At 41.5% G+C, this 17,321-nt stretch carries 15 protein-coding genes and 1 pseudogene; 8 read left to right on the top strand and 8 right to left on the bottom strand.

From position 1 onward, the window contains the following. A pseudogene (locus PHF18_RS14430) lies at positions 1 to 406 on the bottom strand (hypothetical protein); the annotation flags it as partial. Between the two features lie 218 nt (positions 407 to 624). Continuing rightward, positions 625 to 1,233 (bottom strand): imidazole glycerol phosphate synthase subunit HisH, encoded by a 609-nt coding sequence (hisH, locus tag PHF18_RS14425; RefSeq protein ID WP_300104080.1) that lies wholly within the window; start codon positions 1,231 to 1,233, stop codon positions 625 to 627. 593 nt (positions 1,234 to 1,826) lie between these two features. Here hisH and PHF18_RS14420 point away from each other — a divergent pair. Next, entirely contained in the window at positions 1,827 to 2,309 is a 483-nt protein-coding gene (locus tag PHF18_RS14420; RefSeq protein ID WP_300104079.1) for a carboxypeptidase regulatory-like domain-containing protein, read from the top strand. 44 nt (positions 2,310 to 2,353) lie between these two features. Then, positions 2,354 to 2,824: a hypothetical protein gene (locus PHF18_RS14415; RefSeq protein ID WP_300104078.1), complete on the top strand. Its 471-nt coding sequence runs from the start codon at positions 2,354 to 2,356 to the stop codon at positions 2,822 to 2,824. A 271-nt stretch (positions 2,825 to 3,095) separates the two neighbouring features. Here PHF18_RS14415 and PHF18_RS14410 read toward each other — a convergent pair whose 3' ends face one another. The 3 genes from PHF18_RS14410 to coaBC form a co-directional block, all read right to left on the bottom strand. After that, positions 3,096 to 3,347, bottom strand: a complete 252-nt coding sequence (locus PHF18_RS14410) for a hypothetical protein (RefSeq protein WP_300104076.1) — start codon at positions 3,345 to 3,347, stop codon at positions 3,096 to 3,098. Then, a complete protein-coding gene (locus tag PHF18_RS14405; protein WP_300104074.1) occupies positions 3,344 to 4,246 on the bottom strand; it encodes a pantoate kinase in 903 nt (300 codons plus the stop codon). The genes PHF18_RS14410 and PHF18_RS14405 overlap by 4 nt, the downstream gene beginning before the upstream one ends. A 188-nt stretch (positions 4,247 to 4,434) precedes the next feature. Beyond that, a complete protein-coding gene (coaBC, locus tag PHF18_RS14400) occupies positions 4,435 to 5,700 on the bottom strand; it encodes a bifunctional phosphopantothenoylcysteine decarboxylase/phosphopantothenate--cysteine ligase CoaBC (protein ID WP_300104084.1) in 1,266 nt (421 codons plus the stop codon). 552 nt (positions 5,701 to 6,252) lie between these two features. On the opposite strand from coaBC, the gene PHF18_RS14395 reads away from it, so the two are divergent. Beyond that, the gene (locus PHF18_RS14395) at positions 6,253 to 7,308 is read left to right on the top strand and encodes a Vms1/Ankzf1 family peptidyl-tRNA hydrolase (RefSeq protein WP_300104072.1); all 1,056 of its coding nucleotides are present in this window, start codon (positions 6,253 to 6,255) and stop codon (positions 7,306 to 7,308) included. 106 nt (positions 7,309 to 7,414) lie between these two features. Here PHF18_RS14395 and PHF18_RS14390 read toward each other — a convergent pair whose 3' ends face one another. From PHF18_RS14390 to PHF18_RS14380, 3 genes are all read right to left on the bottom strand, one after another. Beyond that, a complete protein-coding gene (locus tag PHF18_RS14390) occupies positions 7,415 to 7,780 on the bottom strand; it encodes a YoaK family protein (RefSeq protein ID WP_300104083.1) in 366 nt (121 codons plus the stop codon). Between the two features lie 35 nt (positions 7,781 to 7,815). Further along, entirely contained in the window at positions 7,816 to 8,130 is a 315-nt protein-coding gene (locus PHF18_RS14385; RefSeq protein ID WP_300104071.1) for a YoaK family protein, read from the bottom strand. Positions 8,131 to 8,197: 67 nt separating this feature from the next. After that, positions 8,198 to 8,338, bottom strand: a complete 141-nt coding sequence (locus PHF18_RS14380) for a hypothetical protein (RefSeq protein WP_300104070.1) — start codon at positions 8,336 to 8,338, stop codon at positions 8,198 to 8,200. A 638-nt stretch (positions 8,339 to 8,976) separates the two neighbouring features. Here PHF18_RS14380 and PHF18_RS14375 point away from each other — a divergent pair. The 5 genes from PHF18_RS14375 to PHF18_RS14355 all read left to right on the top strand — a co-directional run bounded on the left by PHF18_RS14375 (position 8,977) and on the right by PHF18_RS14355 (position 17,249). After that, positions 8,977 to 9,855, top strand: a complete 879-nt coding sequence (locus PHF18_RS14375) for a C39 family peptidase (RefSeq protein WP_300104069.1) — start codon at positions 8,977 to 8,979, stop codon at positions 9,853 to 9,855. Between the two features lie 271 nt (positions 9,856 to 10,126). Further along, positions 10,127 to 11,794: a nitrous oxide reductase family maturation protein NosD gene (locus tag PHF18_RS14370; protein WP_300104068.1), complete on the top strand. Its 1,668-nt coding sequence runs from the start codon at positions 10,127 to 10,129 to the stop codon at positions 11,792 to 11,794. 424 nt (positions 11,795 to 12,218) lie between these two features. Further along, positions 12,219 to 13,055 carry an SAM-dependent methyltransferase gene (locus tag PHF18_RS14365; RefSeq protein ID WP_300104066.1) on the top strand — a complete coding sequence of 279 codons (837 nt, stop codon included), beginning with the start codon at positions 12,219 to 12,221 and terminating at the stop codon, positions 13,053 to 13,055. A 138-nt stretch (positions 13,056 to 13,193) separates the two neighbouring features. Further along, entirely contained in the window at positions 13,194 to 13,841 is a 648-nt protein-coding gene (locus tag PHF18_RS14360) for a histidinol phosphate phosphatase domain-containing protein (RefSeq protein ID WP_300104064.1), read from the top strand. A 555-nt stretch (positions 13,842 to 14,396) separates the two neighbouring features. After that, positions 14,397 to 17,249, top strand: coding sequence for a PGF-pre-PGF domain-containing protein (locus PHF18_RS14355; RefSeq protein WP_300104063.1), 2,853 nt, complete (start codon positions 14,397 to 14,399; stop codon positions 17,247 to 17,249). Positions 17,250 to 17,321 lie beyond the last annotated feature (72 nt).

Below are 17,321 nucleotides of genomic sequence, written 5' to 3'. Positions count from 1 at the left end.
GGAAAGGAAAATCACTCAGGCGGGAATGTATGCCGTCAATCGTAACCACCAGGTATTCATCACCTATTCTTACAACCCCTGAGTCGTCAAGCTGGGCACTGTCAACTACTGCACCTGTCTTGCCTATTACTTCTCCCAGCTTGGAATGGACGTAAAAGTCCCCTGTGCCTCTCGAACCTACTCCGAATTCTCCCATGGAAACTCCCGAGAGAGTGGAGCTTAATACCTCCCCTTCCGTGTGAAGAGTTGCTTTTGCTTCACAAATAACTGCCGCTGCAATCTCATGAGCCCTTTCGGGGTTTATTTTCTTTATTTCAAGAATTCTTGAAGCAAGCTGTGCCTCAAGACCGGCTTCATTTGAAGGGTCCTTTCTGAGAGCCCGTTTTGCATAGCCTTCTATATCCATGGTAACCATCTTCTTGTAGATATCTGTCACTGCTTTAAAAGGCGCAGAGCAGATTATTTTGGAATTCAAGCATTAATCTCTGGATTTATTTATTATATAAAATACCCCGGAATTAAAACTTAACCGCCGAAAAAACGAAAAATAAAGGTTTAGCTGCGAAACCGAAGTACACTATAACGAAGTACACTATAACGAAGTACCATTAAGATGCATGTATTTCAACACATTTCAACGAAGTTTTTCAGAATCTTAAGCCCCGTGACTCCACTTTTCTCGGGGTGGAACTGGGTACCCATAACATTGCCTTTTGAGTTTACGACAGAAGCTGAGAACTCCTGCCCATATTCACATGATGCGAGGGTGTTTTCCGCACCTGTGTCCACATAATAAGAGTGTACGAAGTATACGAAAGAATCTTCAGGAATGCCTTTAAACAGAGGTTGGTCCTGTTTGATCTTTATATTGTTCCAGCCTATGTGGGGCACTTTAAGTTCGGACTTTGGAAAGCGAAGCACTTTGCCCTGAATGAGGTTAAGCCCGTCAGTCAGCCTACCTTCTTCGGAAGAGCTCATAAGAACCTGCTGTCCCAGACAGATCCCAAGCATTGGTTTCCCAGAATCTGCAAATTCCGCGATAATCCCTTTGAGAGGAACCAGACACTTCATTGCATCTACAAAAGCGCCAACCCCAGGAAGAATAATACCATCTGCTGCCATGATCTCCTCGGGGTTCCCGGAAATTACGGGACTTGCTCCAACGTGTTCAAGCCCTTTTTGAACACTTCTGAGATTTCCAAGCCCGTAATCGATAATCACGATTCTTTTCATAGTTCTAACAAACAAAGTTAAAATAGATTAAGTTTACGAGCAAATAATTTGAAAAACGTGGGAAGAAATATAATAATTAGAAAAGAAAAAACGAAGAAAAAAATTAAGAAAAATACACCTGAAAAATATAAAATAAAAATTTCAGGTCAGTATCTGTCCGCAGAAATATTGCAGGGTCTTTTCTCCCGTTCAAAAATCACCTTGTACTTGCCACAGCGAACGCATTCGTAACGTTTTTCTAGCACTGTTGGCAGACAGCAGAGCGCTCCGCTTTTTCGTTTCCAGTCATGCAGTCCAAAAAGACACAAAAAACTACGTCTATGATCCGATTCATCTGGTTCATCAGAACATTCTTGAGTCAAAAACCTGTTTCCCCTTCTTAGCAATTAGTAAGGCTGATTGTACGATAGTAAGAAGATTATGGTAAAAAGGACTATATAAGGATATAGATTCCTTGAATTAATACACACCAATTTGATCATAAAAAGTTACACTAGATTAAATATGACAAAGTTATAAATAGAATGATTGAATATTCATAGAATGTTGTATCATTAAGATAAAAATTTACGGAGTAAAAACGAGGGGGAAATATGAGGGGATTTCAATTATTCAGAAATGACGAGAAAGCAATGGAATTACCAATTAATATAGTCGTGATGCTCGTTGTAGGGATGGTTGCCCTTGCAACGCTTATTTCGATAATACCAACTCCTACAAAGGAAATGTCAGTGTTTGTCAAAGAGACATCAGGAGCAGGAAATATTCAACTAGGGAACTCGATAATAGTAAGTTCTACTGTTGCTGAGGATCCATTTGTCGTATCAGCAACAATAAAGGTAACAGATAAAGATGGAAACCCGGTGCGAGGTGCAAACGCTGTCCTCAGGGGACTCGGAGGTGCAGCATCAAACACGACTGACATTAATGGGGTTACTGTTCTGACAACAACGGGAACTGCGCTGGTCCAACTTGACCCGAACCAGAATGAAGGGACGATGGACCTGAAAATCCTGGCAGACGGATTTTATGACTATGAGAGAAAGGATGCAGTGATGATTATCAAGACTCGCTAATTGCATGTTTGGCATGAGTAAAGCTGGAGAAGAAGGGGTCGAGTATGGCTGAAGAAAAGCTGCATATGCCGCCTGAAAATTTAATAGAGAATGAATCCGGAACTGTCGGGCTTCCAATAAGAATTGTAGTTCTCTCAATAGTTGGCTTTATCGGGTTTTATGCGATTCTCTCAGCCCTTTCAGCTGCTCCGGAACCTGCGGAGCCCATGTATGCAACATCAAATATAAGCACATTTTCCCTCAACTCCGGAGGAGGAGAGTCCAACTTTAGCTTGGAGATAAGTGTGCTTGACAGGGAAAACCGTGGGGTGGGAGAAGCAAACGTAATTGTCTGGAGTCCGGACAGAAAGAAGGCGTATTCAGGCATCACGGGCCCTGATGGAAACGTAATAATAAATATTTTAAATCCTGAGCTGCCTGTCGGAAAATCCGAAGGGTACATTGCAGTAAAAGTAATGAGAACAGGATATAGAGATTTTAGCGGAGAGTATTTTCTAAAGATAACGAGGAGTTAAAGCTCCTTGAAATATTCAGTATTTCAAGAAGTAGCTATCTAAAAGTCAACTATTAACTCTGGGTGTACAGAGGCACAGCGGGAAGTCCCCTTCCCCGGAGGGCATCAGCCAGCAGGTGGGGGATGAAAGTGCAGCCCCGCAGTTAAGCAAATATCTTGCTTAACTTTCCAACTTTCTAGTTTTTCGTTATCATCAAACCTTATTGTCTTTTCAACCCCTATATTCTAGTAGTTAACCTGATGTGAGAACCAGGCCAAAGGAAAACAACAAGTTAAAACGATACTCTGAGGCTCAGGAATTGGGCTTGAGGAATCAGGAAGCTTAAAGGCAGCTCCATAAAACACTGACACCTGTGGAACACGGGGTGGAGCCTGCATGACCTGGGAGCAATGGTTCCGATGGATGGCCTGGGAGCAATGGTTCCGAGGGATGACCTGGGAGCAATGGTTCTGAGGGATGACTCAAGAAGCCCTTTCTTTGCCTTCATCAGAAGGCAGGTGGGTAGGCGACAGGGAGAAATCACTCATACATCAATCTCGGTACACAGGTTCCGATTCCGTATTCCATAACCTGCCCGAATTCCTGAAGAGCTTCGTAGAGTGGGAATTCCTGGGTGTATGGGGCGATTGCAAAAACCGTATCTCCAAGCATTGCCTGGGAAGCCATTCCTCCGCTCGCATGTGCAACCTCAATTACATCCTTTGCCGTACTGCTCATGAGGCCTGTATTGTTGGCAAAGTCTTTTGCCTGCTGCATAAAGTTTTCGAGAGTTGGCTTTTTAAGCAGTTCGGACATTGCGGCTTTTCCAGCAGTATTAATCCTTCCTGCTGCAACCTCGTCTGTCAGGACAGAGTCTGTAGAAATCTCCCCTAATGCAATGCAGAAAACTCTTGCTTCAGGAGCTGGAATCCTGTCTATGCTTCCGAATTCGGGTCCTCCGGGCTTCAGCCTGATTACCACTCCGCCATTGGACTGGGCAGCAATGTCCCCAAGTCCGCTGCAGTTAACGACCTCAGCTACATGAGCGTATTCAGTCAGGTGTTTTACGGTTTTATTTAAGGAAAGCGCCCTGTTCAGAGCATAAGCTGCTCCGAGAGCTCCTGCTCCCGAGGCTCCAAACCCGCACCCAATCGGGATTTCTGCCCAGCTCTTTACTCTTAAAGGCACATCGGTTAACATATCTATCACTGTACGGGTGGTTCTGCCTTCAACTCTCTTTCCATTGAGGAATATCTCGGTCTTTTCCACGGATTTTCCAACCGTTACTTCGGTTGTAACTCCTCCATTCAGAACAATTCCGCAGCCTGTAGATCCCTTCTGGTGGGGGTCTTTATGCTCATGAATCTGAAAAAAACCTGTTATATGCCCTGGAGCATATGCTTTTGCTAAAAAGTCAGCCCCTTCACTCTCATATGTATACATGGAAAACGCCTTTTTTATTGTTTAAGCTATTTTTCAAAGTTCATTTCTGTTTTGTAGAAATTCCGATTATAGAAATTTCTGTTTTGTAGAAATTGTGCAGGACAATTTGCAGAATCAGCCGATATAGCAGATCAGGTACTGTACCAGCTCCATTTGTTGGTTTTAATTCCCAGAAACCGATCAGGTTCTCAGAGGGCCTGGCGTGAGTTCAAAATTTCGGTTACCTCCTCAAGGATACAGGCTGCAAGTTTGCGCTTGTTTCCGCTGACATGCCTGGGTTCGCCTTTTCCCAGCCCCAGCAGGTAAAGTTCATTTTCTTCAGTACCCATTCCACCTTTTCCTACATCGTTTGCTGCAATCATATCGAGTTTTGTCCCTTCAAGGGTTGCAGCGGCTCTTTTAAGGAGCTCTTCCCTCCCTACTCCTGTTTCGGCTTTAAAACCTATGATCACCAGGTCAGGGTGTTTTTCCCTGCACTCTCTAATCAGTTTTCGAGTGGGTTTCAGTTTGAGCACAAATTCCCCTCCTGATTTGATCTTCTCTGGCGAAGGTTCAACTGTATAATCTGCAATTGCTGCAGAACTTATCAGGACATTATATCCCTTTTCCAGTTCCGAGAGCACGGCTTCGGTCATTTCCGCGGCACTTTCGGCAAAGACCTCTCTGATCCCTGCAAGCCTGAGCCTGTCCCTGTGCACAAGGGTCACATCAGCTCCGCTGCGGTAAGCTTCAAGGGCAAGTTCCCTGCCCGTCTTTCCGGAGGCCCTATTCGTGAGGATCCGGATAGGGTCAAGGCGTTCAGCAGTGGAGCCGCCTGTTATAAGCACTTTCCGGTTTTCGAGGCTCCGGTTCCCGAGAGCCCTTTCCACCTCAAGCACTATTTCTTCGTTTGAGGTAATTTTTGCAACGCCTTCTTCAAACTTCGGGCCCACCAGGGAGATCCCCCAGCCTTTCAACTTCGCTACATTTTCAACCACAGCCGGGTGCCTGTACATGGACTCATGCATTGCGGGGACAACCATGACAGGAATGCCAGATCCAAGCGATGTTGTTGCAAAAGAGGTAACTGTGGTATCGTCTATTCCGTATGCGATTTTTCCTATAGTATTTGCTGTTGCCGGGGCTATCAGGAGGAGGTCTGCCCTGCCCTTAAACCCGCAAAATTCCACGTGCTCCACCCTGCCTCCAAGTTCCGTAATCACAGGGTTTCCGGTAGCATAGTGTAGCGCATCAGGGTGCAGGATATGCTTTGCAGCCTCGGTCATGACTGCATGGACTTCTGCCCCGTTCCGGATCAGTTCCCTTGCAAGTTCAACTACCCTGACCGCTCCTATACTCCCGGTAACCCCAAGGGCAATAGTTTTTCCGGCAAGAGAAGAACTCTTCTGCCCCTGGATCCAGAGGGTAGGGTGGATTTTTTCAGCCCTGGACCGGGCAGGATTTTTCCTGTCCATCCAATCCTTTAACTTTACTCCTTCCGGTTCATTTTGACCTGATTTTTCAGGTTCCAGTCCGGAAACGTCTGGATTTTTCTGGCCAGGATTCATTTGATCCTCCGCTTTTGAGACTCTTTCAATGGTTTTTTCATTCAGGCACCGAAGTAATCGATAAGAATTAAGTATGGAAATGAGCTCACTTTTTTTAAAAAAATCCTGAAATCACAGTGACATTAAATATGATATTCTTAAAACTTTCGAAATATAAAGATCGGTTAAATCTGACAGATACCCCATTTTGTGAGTAAGTATCGTCGGAAATACAATTTCTATTATCGAGCGTAGCTAATAGTTTAATAGTTTTCATGTGTCATAAATACCATATTAATTATATAATTTTTTCAATACAGTTGCCACCTGTTTGTAACTGGCTTATAGCACCGTTATTGTAATTCGCATAATTAATAAGGTATTACTAATATTGTACAGTTCAGTTTCATTGTATAGTTCAGTTGCTTTAGGGAGTTTCCTGGGTGGGATTAGATATTATGATAAAGGACAGGAAGGCAGATGACCGATAAAAAAGCTGCAAAAAGGGAAGTTACAAGAGAAGTTACCGCAGATGGGAAAAAAGGTTTTGGGTCCATTCTAGGAAAAATCTCCGGAAAAGATCGGCTGGAGCTTGAGGTTGACAGGCTTAACTCCAGGATAGTTGAACTCGAACTTGACCTTCGGGGTGCAAAAAACCAGCTCGAAAAGAAAGAAGTCCTTGCAAGGCAGGCAGTTGCGGACAGACAGGAAGCCGAATCTCGTTTAAACCAGGAGCTCGTCCGGACCCATACCCTTTCCCACGAACTTGAAACAATCAGGGAGGAGGCCCAGGGCAAGCTGGAGTTTCGCGGAGTTGAAACCCTGAGTCAGTCGGCTGTTAAGGCTTACCTTTCCAAACTCAAGTCCCTTCACTCTCCTGCAAATGACCTTTTAACCGTTTATCTGCCCTTCGGAACTCACCTTTCAGCCTTTCTTCCTGAAAAAACCCTTGGTCTGGTCGAAGAGGAGACCCGCTCCCTTCTTGACAGGCTTGACCCTGAGACGGGGATGGTCTTTTTCTACGACCTGCACCGAATGATTTCCGAAGCCATAGTCCCTCCTGTTCCGATCGCCTTTCCTTCCTGGCAAATTAAGGACAGTTTTGAGATAGCTACACTTGAGGAAAGCCTGAACACCGACTACCGCATGCTCGTTCTTGTCCTGCATGCAGGTGAGTCTTTCATAGGCTTTGCCCCTGATGCCCGGGTCTTCGATACGGAAGAACTTATCAAGAGCAGCGTCAAGGAAAAACACAGCAAGGGAGGCTTTTCCCAGCGCCGTTTCGAACGCCTCAGGGAAGAGGATATTGCCCACCACATGGACAAATTCTTTGAAACCCTGGACAAAGTCCTTGAGGAAAACTCTCCTATCGATTGCGTTATTATGAGCGGGGATGCCCAGCTCATAAAGGAAGCTCAGAAGCGCCTTCCCCTGAACCTCGAGATTATCGAAAAGCCGGCTGATATTAAGGTTGAGAAAACAGGCGGGGAAGAGATCCTCAGAATGGTTTTAAGCTCCAGAAGATATCTACTTTGACGTTACTATCAAGAATTTTGAATAATTTCAACATGCGACTGCAGCCTGTTCTTTATTGTCAATTGTAAACAGTTTATTCATCTTCGGTAAATTATTGTACAATTTATTATACCACAGCATTGGCATACTTATTTTTCCGTTTGTCTATACTGAACAAAATTACGGACCCAATTAATATAATTACAGCCACCCATGCTGCTTTGGCCCCGATAAGTGATGTCAATAACCCTCCTGAAATAGCTCCTGCTAAAAAAGCAATGATAACTATAGAGTATTGAATTGCTCGCAGAGCTGATTTCCAGTCTCTTTTTGTAAAAGCAATATAAGCTTTCTGCGTTGCTGAGCGTAAATTTCCAGTGATCATTGTTGTGCTATATGGGGAGCCTACCAATTTGCGAAATGAAGAGATCTGGACTGAAGAGACAAACGAAACTGCAACAGTTACAATAATATCCGGGCTTGTGTAGGGTATAAAGCCTATGACAAAAAGGACCGTAATTTCAAGGATTAAGACTGCCCTCTCGGCATCCGGAATGAACAGGCGTATTGAAGGTTTTTTATCATCTCGGCGACTACTACTCCGACTATAAACGCTAAAATGGGAACTGCGTGAAACATTGCCTGTTCCCAGTCTCCTGTTGCAGCCTCTATACCCACGAGGACAACGTTCCCGGTCTGTGCATTGGCAAAAACACCGCCTCGCCCTATGAATGTATAAGTGTCCAGAAATCCCCCAACAATTGAAAGAAGTATGCTAAGTTTCACAGATTCGGAGGTAAGATTATATGAAATTGTTTCTCGTTCGTTTTTTGACAGTTGCATTTTCAGCTCTCAGAATTCTAGAAGGCATATTTAATTGTAACGAGCCTGTCTCCATATAATATAATAGTTATATTCGATTTTCAGGTTTGGATTTGAGCAGTTCCTTGCTGAGGAAAATGGTCTTTTCCAGGGTTTGCTTTGATTTGTCCATGGACATCTTAAACCTGTTCAGCTCACAGATTTTCATAAACGGAGCGGGCCAGAACATAATACCCGTAGAGGGGCTCAGGATCTTTTATTTATTAGGAGATACTTGCCGGGCTGCATGAGTTCTAAATTTTTTATCTTAAAAAACACTAGCTATAACTCTTAGCTTATAAGTTTTCTGTCCATGTTCTCAAACAATCGAAAATCAGGGGATTATTGAATATTTGAAAATGTATAAAAATAGTCAGTTTGATGATCTGGCCAGAAAACTTTTAAATACTCAATAAAAAGGAATATATGGAGTTCAAATGTGCTTTCCCGGTTATCTGAACTCCACAACAGATGCCCGGAGGCAAGCTATACTTAGCTTTGATATTGTTTAAACTTTGCGTAATCTTGCCTCTGGAGTAAATCTGATGAGGTAAAATAAATGCAAAAATCGAAACAAAAGATGATTTTTACTACACTACTACTAGTGTTGGTATCATTTGTACCAATAGTAGGCGCCCAGGCAGAAAAAATATCTGACAATTCGAATGTCGAACATGTTATTTTAACTTTAAACGATGGAATTCTGACAATTCCTTCAGAAAATAATAATCTAATACTGACTTAAGCATAAAAATCACTGGTGAAAAATCAGCTACAGCTTCTCTATCGGGTACTATTGACGAAAACAATCTTGTTATTCTTGAAGGTGTGATTAATCTTGATGGAAAAGAAGAAAAAATCAAATTGAAAGGCGAAGCAAAAAAAGAATTTATCGGATGGGATGTACCAGAAGGAGCTAAACCAATTTATAGTACTGTTGGGGATGAGAAAATTGGTTATGCAACCATAACAAGATATGAAGGTGCAATAGAAAGATATGCAACATTCGCCGACTTTGTGGATGAAAATAATAAGTATAGTTTACATGGAATTTTTTATCAAGATGGTCACGGTGGATTAGCTGGTACCATCCTTAATAACGAAACGGAGTACAATATTATTTTGAAAGGTTCATCTGTTGGTTTGTATGAGAGTACTACTCCAGAAGAAAGCACGAAAAGCAGTCTATACATAACTGTTCCATATAGAAGTCAATGGGAACTGTGTTTGGATGAAGGTTATAGCTATTCTGAAGCGAGTCAGGCATGTGGAGTTGCAGTCTGTGCAATGCTGGAAGAGTTCTACAATAGTAATAATCCAGAACTTGGACCTATTTGGGATGACTATGGTTCAATGTCTGCTACAGAAGCAGAAGATTACTTACAAAGCCAAGATATTGATGCAGATAAGAGAAGTCACACAGGATCATTGTCATATGTAATTGATTGTGCCCAATACTATATTGATACAGGACGACCATTTTATTTATCAGAAGAAAGTGTATGGGGTGAAGCACATGCTGTCGTTCTTAGGGGTTATAATGATGACAGTGAATTCTTTAAGCTAAATGACCCAAATGATGTTTCAGGAGTAAGTACAATGTATTGGTATCCCTCATCTAATCCTCTTTTCAATTTCGAAGAGAACGTATATGAGAATGTAGGAGGATCAGATTTATACTCTAATGGTATGGTCATTGTAGTATAACCAACTGTAAACGTTTAATGAATGCCGTCGTTTATTTAGATCATTCCAAAACCACCTTCGTTCTTAAGCCACAAAGTTTTTAGAACTATTGGTAATTTGGTTAACTGTTCTAAATAGGACTTGGAGATACAGTTCTGAGTTTTGGGATTATCTTATAAATAACGACCTATTTTTTAGATAGTTCAATCAAAGTTTCGCTGGTGCACCCCGCAGCAAGCTAGCGGGATATTCAACCGAAATAAATTACAAATTTATCTTAAAAGGTAATTTTATGAAAATGAAAATCATTTTGGTTACGTTGCTTCTTTTCTTTTCAATAGGTCCTGTATCTGCGGACGTGATCACGGTAGGATTAAAAAATGCAGATTATACTTTGATTCAGGACGCCATCGATAATGCAAATGATACGGATATCATTATTGTTTACAGTGGGATTTATTCTGAAAACCTGTTTATCAACAAATCACTTTCCTTAAAAACTGCAGACAATAGCTCATTTAATGTAACTGTCAAAGCTCCAAACTCTTCAAATCATATATTTCACATAAGTTCATCAAACACCAGCATAGTTGGTTTCAATTTGACAGCCGAAAATGAGAGCAAACTCAGGTCCGGGATATATCTGGACAATGCCTCGTACTGCCAAATATCAGATAATAGTGTTTCAAACGTCGAAGACGGCATTCTACTTTCCTCTTCCCGGGAAAACAAAATCGAAGGTAATTCTCTATTTTCAAACAGTTTGCATGGAATAAATGTATCCGGCTCAAATAACAACTTCATAAATAAAAATACGGTTTTCAATAATCGATATGGAATAATTGCAGAATCTTCAAACAACAATATAATTTCCAGGAACAATGCAAGCCTTAACGAAAATTATGGGATAGCCCTGTTCAGAACAAATGACAGTATTGTAAAAGAAAATGTTGTTACTGAGAATAAACATGGTATTTGTTTAACCTCATCCTTTAATAATGAAATAGAAAACAACAGTGCTGTCAATAATACATTAACCGGTTCTGTTGTGTGGGATTCGGAGACTAACCGGCTGGAAAACAATAATTTCAGCTTCAATAGAGATTCGGGTTTAACTCTCCTTCATGCAAATAAAAACAATAGAATCCTGAACAACGAGCTTTCACACAACAAAAATGGAATATATTCCAGAGGTGACGGTGCTCTTATCCGGAACAATGAAATAAATTCCAACGACAAATATGGCATACTTCTCATTTACACTACAGGCAACATTGTCGAAAACAACACATTACTAAATAATGAAAAAGGAATTAAAACGGAAAAATTGTCCGAAAATCAGATATCTTCAAATACAATAGATGACCGATTGACCGCTAATAAACTGATACCTGCTTTTCTCATCCTGATAATAATTGGGACGGTATTTTATCTGAAAAAAGAGTCATTGCTATTGAAAGCTCTAAAGATCCTGCTTATTGTGTTCATATTATTAATTCTTACAATTGTCGCATGGTACTTCCCGTTTGAGTCAGACCTGCCTGAGAACAATGTCGAAATTAATAATATCAGCTGGATTGATAAAGGGGCGATAAATGATAGTTATGTAAAAGGAAATCTCTCAATGGATTTTGTTTATCTTCACAAGAATTCGCAGTCTCTAAGCCTTGAAGAGAGCCCTGAAACAGATATTTTACCAGTTTATGTCCATATAAGTTCGATGAGTGCTGCAAGCACATTAGGGGATTACACTCCTTTATATGAAGAACCTCTCACTTTAGAGTATTTGAAGCCGTATCATTACAGCCATCTTCTTGACTTCGAGAAAGAAAAACAACATAATGTATTAGTTGAAATTTACACAAATAGATACTATGAATATCCAAATCCTGTTTATGGAGACTCACACTGGGAATTAATTGGAGTAGCAGGGAGAGACATTAATCTAACAAGCAAATAATTTTTTTTCATTTCTATAATCAATAGAATTTTCTTTTTTTTTCATTTTGGCATTTTAGGCTTTAGTTTGCCCTGCAAGCGTATACTAAAACTTAGAGTTAAAATCCGAAAATGGTAACAGTATTAATTTTATGTGCATGCATTATGAGCCCAGTTTCTTCAGTTGTTTGCTTAAACCACTCTTCTAAAACATGTTTCGGAGAGGATCTTCGAGAGCGAGTTTTGGATGAGACACGATTACATGTATTTTTAGCTAGTTATTCTAAAGCATATGCAGGAAAATCTGTTTATTCTTCACCAATTCCGAAGAACACTAATTATATATAAATCTAAGTATATATTTAATCTAAATTTATTGTTGCCAATTGGTTAACAATAAGATTTTTGCGCAAGCTATATGAGCTTTCAGTGCGGGAAGGTAAGCAATGGCAAGAGATAGAAGAGATTATTATTATCACCAGGCAAAAGAGGATGGGTACCGGTCCAGGGCTTCCTATAAGCTTAAACAGATCAATGATAAACATAAAATTATCAATCGGGGAGACTCGGTTGTTGATTTAGGTGCAGCTCCGGGGGGGTGGCTTCAGGTCGCAAAAGAGCTTTCCGGAGGGAAGGTTCTGGGCGTGGACCTGCAGAGGATCACTTCAATTGAAGGGGTCGAGACCATTATGGGCGACATAAATGCAGACTCGACAATACAGAAAATTATCCAGATTGTCGGGGCTAAAGGAGCTGATGTGGTGCTCTGTGATGCAGCCCCCAACCTGTCAGGAAACTGGTCTTACGACCATGCGCGGTCAATTGAGCTTTCAACCTCGGCCCTTGAGTGTGCAAAGAAGATACTCAAGCCAAAGGGAAACTTTGTGGTAAAGGTCTTTCAGGGTGATATGTTCAAAGATTACATGGACAAAGTCAGGGATAACTTTGTTCACGTCAAGGCGTATTCCCCACAAGCATCCAGATCACAAAGTGCGGAGATCTACGTTGTCGGAAAGAAATTCCTTACAGCTCCCCTCAGGAAAGGAGACAATTTCATTGTAGATATCGAGAAGCTCGGCTCAAGTGGAGATGGAGCAGTGCTTATTGAAGGGTTCGTTGTCTTCGTAAAGGAAGTTGAAGTAGGGGAAAAGGTCAGGATCAGTATAACAGATGTCAAACCGAATTTTGCTTTTGCCGATGTTGCAGAAAGGCTTGGAAACTCTGGTAATCCTGAAAACTCTGGTAATCCTGAAAACTCCGGGAATCCTGAAAAAACCGAATAAATCCTTAGAATCATGAGGGTACTTAAAAAGTCCTTAATAAGTGCCAGAAATATACCTTATGGGGAAACTATATCTCTGTAAGGGAAAATCTATATAATAGTGGAAAAAGTCTAAGTTTTTTCAAACACGGTGATCCGGTTGATTGATCTTCATACTCACACAATTTTCAGTGACGGGGAACTGCTCCCCAGCGAACTTGTCAGGCGGGCTGTTATTCACGGCTACGAGGCTATTGCAATTACCGACCACGCAGACTATACAAACCTCGAACAGCTTCTTGAGGCTGCAAAGAAAGCAAAGTACCTGGAAAATGAATGGGATATCCGTGTCCTGTCCGGAGTCGAGCTGACGCATGTCCCTCCAAGGAAGATTGCTCCTATTGCAAAGAAAGCCAAAGATCTGGGTGCGGAAATCGTGGTCGTGCACGGAGAAACCATCTCAGAGCCTGTCGCTCCCGGGACAAATGCAGCGTCTGTTGCCTGCGAGTATGTAGATATTCTGGCTCACCCCGGCCTGATCTCGGAAGAAGACGTCCGGACTGCGGCAGAGAATAATGTATTTCTTGAGATCACTGCAAGGAACGGGCACAATAGGACAAATGGCCATGTTGCCAGGCTTGCCCTCGAAATCGGGGCAACGCTTGTGTTGAACACCGATACCCATGCCCCTGAGAACCTGATCACCGATGAAACCGCCCTGAAAATTGCAATGGGGGCCGGGCTTACCGAATCAAGGGCAAAAGAAGTGTTTAAAGCGTCGAAAAAGAAGGTAGCAGAGATCGTCTGAGCTGCACTTCGTTTACTCTTTTCTCTGCTCATCCCACGTTTTCTTAATTTTTCCTGTTCTCAATTTCTTTCTATTTTTCGGTTATTACTCTTTTCTTCAGCTTCTTTCTATGTTTCTAACTTTATTTTAAATCAGTTTTATTATCGGAGAAGATACTGCATAAAAGTTGTTTCTGGTGTTTTTTGCATTTTTGTATTTTTTATATTTTTACATTTTTACATTTTTACATATTTCTGTCTTCGCCCACTCTAATTTTGAATCAAAGTTGGTAAGTAGCAAAAGTCAGAAGGAATTTTACTTATTGAATTATTATTAAGGGCATAGTTTGGTTATTTATAGGATGTGCAATTAACAATAAATATAATTCATATTTAAAGAAATGTGATATTATTAATTTAAAATTATCTAATTAAGTGGGTAGACTGAAACATTAAGTGGGTAGACTGAAACAGATAGTACAGGATGTATTGCACTATCTTTGAAAGATAGTGGCTATGTGGGGGAAATAAAGTGAAGAGTAAAACTCTATTTATAGTTTTTACTTTGATATTCCTGGTGGGAGTACCATCTACAGTATCGGCAAGAGATATTATAGTGGGCAACGGAAGTGGATCAAGTTCTACAATACAGGAAGCTGTAGATGGTGCAGAACTTGGAGATGTACTTATAATAAAACCTGGAACTTATGTTGAAAACATAAACGTTTCAAAAGCAAGGCTAACAATTAAACCAGAAACAAATAACGTGTTTATTGAACCAGCAAACAGCACTATGGCAACTATCATTCTAAGCAATGTTGGCATAACACTAACTGGCTTTGATATAGATGGCAGTGTTTACGTTAATAACGCATTTTTAGGTGATAATGAATATTATCTAAACAATATGAGCCAGATAACAAACAACATTATTGAAAATGGTGGTATTGGCGTAGGATCTGAGAGTTCTGGTATTATTATATCTGGAAACAAAATCACTGGTGGTACTGGTATAGACGTATCATGTTGTGGTGATTACAATGAAATAACAAACAATGAAATTTTAAATTGTCCTATAGGAATTTATGTTTATGATGAAAGATATGTACCACCTATTAGTGGTAACAAAATAAACAACTGTGATGTCGGAATACATGTTTCTGGCTTATCTTATGATATAGAAAACAACGAAATCACAAATTGTGGTGTAGGAGTAGTAGCCGGAGAAACCGGTGGTGCAAATTTAATTGGAAATAAAATAATGTACTGCTCAGACTGTGGGCTTAAAGTGGTTGGTTCTTTAGAAACTAAAGGAGCCTATAATAATTATTTCAATAACACAGTGAATGTAAAGTTTGGAGACTTTGAAAACACATATACCTGGAACAACTCACTCACTGTGGGTACAAACATAATTGGTGGATCATATATTGGAGGTAATTATTGGGCAAAGCCGGATGGAACTGGGTTCTCTCAGACTGCTATTGATGCAAATGGAGATGGTATTGCAGATTCAGCTTATGCAATATCTGAAAAGAACTATGACTATCTACCACTCACAGCTAAGTATAACTCAGTATTACCTATTTCCGACTTCACAGCCAATGTAACTTCCGGAAATGCCCCTCTGGTAGTGTTGTTTACTGATTCCGGCACTGGTGGGTCTCCAACTTCCTGGCTCTGGGACTTCGGAGACGGGATTACCTCAAAGCATGCCCGAACGGCTACACACACATTCACGAGTCCGGGAACTTATAACGTTAGTCTAACAGTTACCAATGCTGCTGGCAGTAGCACAGTGAATAAATTAAATTGTATTACTGTCACTCCTTCACATGCACCGGTCGCGAATTTCTTTTCTCCGCAGGCAGAGCAAATGAGCGAGTATGGAAGATCAATTTCCATAAATGAAACCGTGTCGTTCATCGACAATAGCACCGAGTCGCCTACTTCCTGGCTCTGGGACTTTGGGGACGGTGGCACTTCAACAGCCCAAAACCCGGAACATGCATACACTGCTATGGGCGGATATACTGTTAACTTAACCGTAGCTAATTCTATTGGCAGCAATACAACAAGCAAATACGGTTACGTACTCGTCGGGATCATGGACGAGCCTGTAACCCATGCATATTTTTCGGCCGATGTAACATCTGGAAATGCCCCGCTAACGGTGACATTCGTCGACGACCTGGATGCTGAGCTTCCAAACTATCCCATATGGCGTGAATGGAATTTCGGAGATGGAGTCATTCAAACCTATGTGGTGGACGGCAATGATTCTGCAACACCATATGCAACGCATGTCTACGAAAAGCCCGGAAAGTATACCGTAACACTATACATGGATGCCCGCGGCGGGATGGCTATTGCAACAAAATACAATTATATAACGGTCACAGCTCCTGAAGCCCAGGTGGCAGATTTCTCTGCGAATGTAACTTCTGGTGTTGCACCTCTGGTTGTTTTATTCACTGATACCGGGACTATCGAAGCACCAACTTCCTGGCTCTGGGATTTCGGTGATGGTATCAATTCAAAACACGCCATGAATGCAACACACACGTTTACAACGCCAGGGACTTACACAATCAGTCTGACTGTGGAAAATGCCACAGGTAACAGTACAGTAACAAAACCAGACTACATCGTCGTTACAGCAGACATTACAGATCCAGAAGTTACCAGTTCCAGTGGAGGGAGTAGCCACAGCAGCAGCGGAAGCAGTGGTGGCGGGGGTGGGGGCTCACCCGAATCTGCAAAAAATGTTGAGGTAAAGGAACTTTCCCAGGTGTTCATTACAAACGGCAAAGAGGTAAAGTTTGATTTCGCAAAAAACGCAACCTGTGTTGTGTATGTGAGCTTTGACGCAAAGAGGACTCTGGGCAAAACCACAACCGTTGCCGAGATGCTGAAAGACAAATCCTCTCTGGTTTCTGAATTGCCTGCAGGTGAGGTCTACAAGTTCTTTAATGTCTGGGTCGGAAACGGAGGAGTTGCAACCTCAAATAACATCGAAAACCCTGCAGTCTGTTTCAAGGTGGAAAAGGACTGGATACAGGATAAAAAGATAGACCAATCTTCTATAGCCCTGAACTCATACAGTGATAAGATGTGGGAGCAACTGCCAGCCAGCTTATCAAGGGAAGATGACACGTACCTGTATTTCACAGCCGAAACCCCGGAATTCTCGTCCTTTGTTATTACAGGGGAGGCAAAAAGCACTTCTGGAGAACATGAAACTGGAGTAAAGCTTGAATCAGAGACCAGAATGGTCAATGAAACCGATGCGGGAAGTAAAGGACTTGAAGCTGAACAGGAAACTGGTTCAAAAGAAAGTGCGAGCGCGCCGGGATTTGAGATGATTTATGGGATCGCCGGTTTGCTTGCAGTGTTTGTGTATAGAAGAAAGGAAAAAAAGGTGAAATAATACTCATATTGTAGTAAAATAAAAGATGAAGAGATCCGGTTCCCTTCATCATATTTTTTTGGTACTTTAACT

Origin of the sequence: Methanosarcina sp. (assembly GCF_028693135.1) — an archaeon.
Classification (GTDB): Archaea; Halobacteriota; Methanosarcinia; order Methanosarcinales; family Methanosarcinaceae; genus Methanosarcina.
This window is presented reverse-complemented; position numbering and strand designations above follow the sequence as displayed.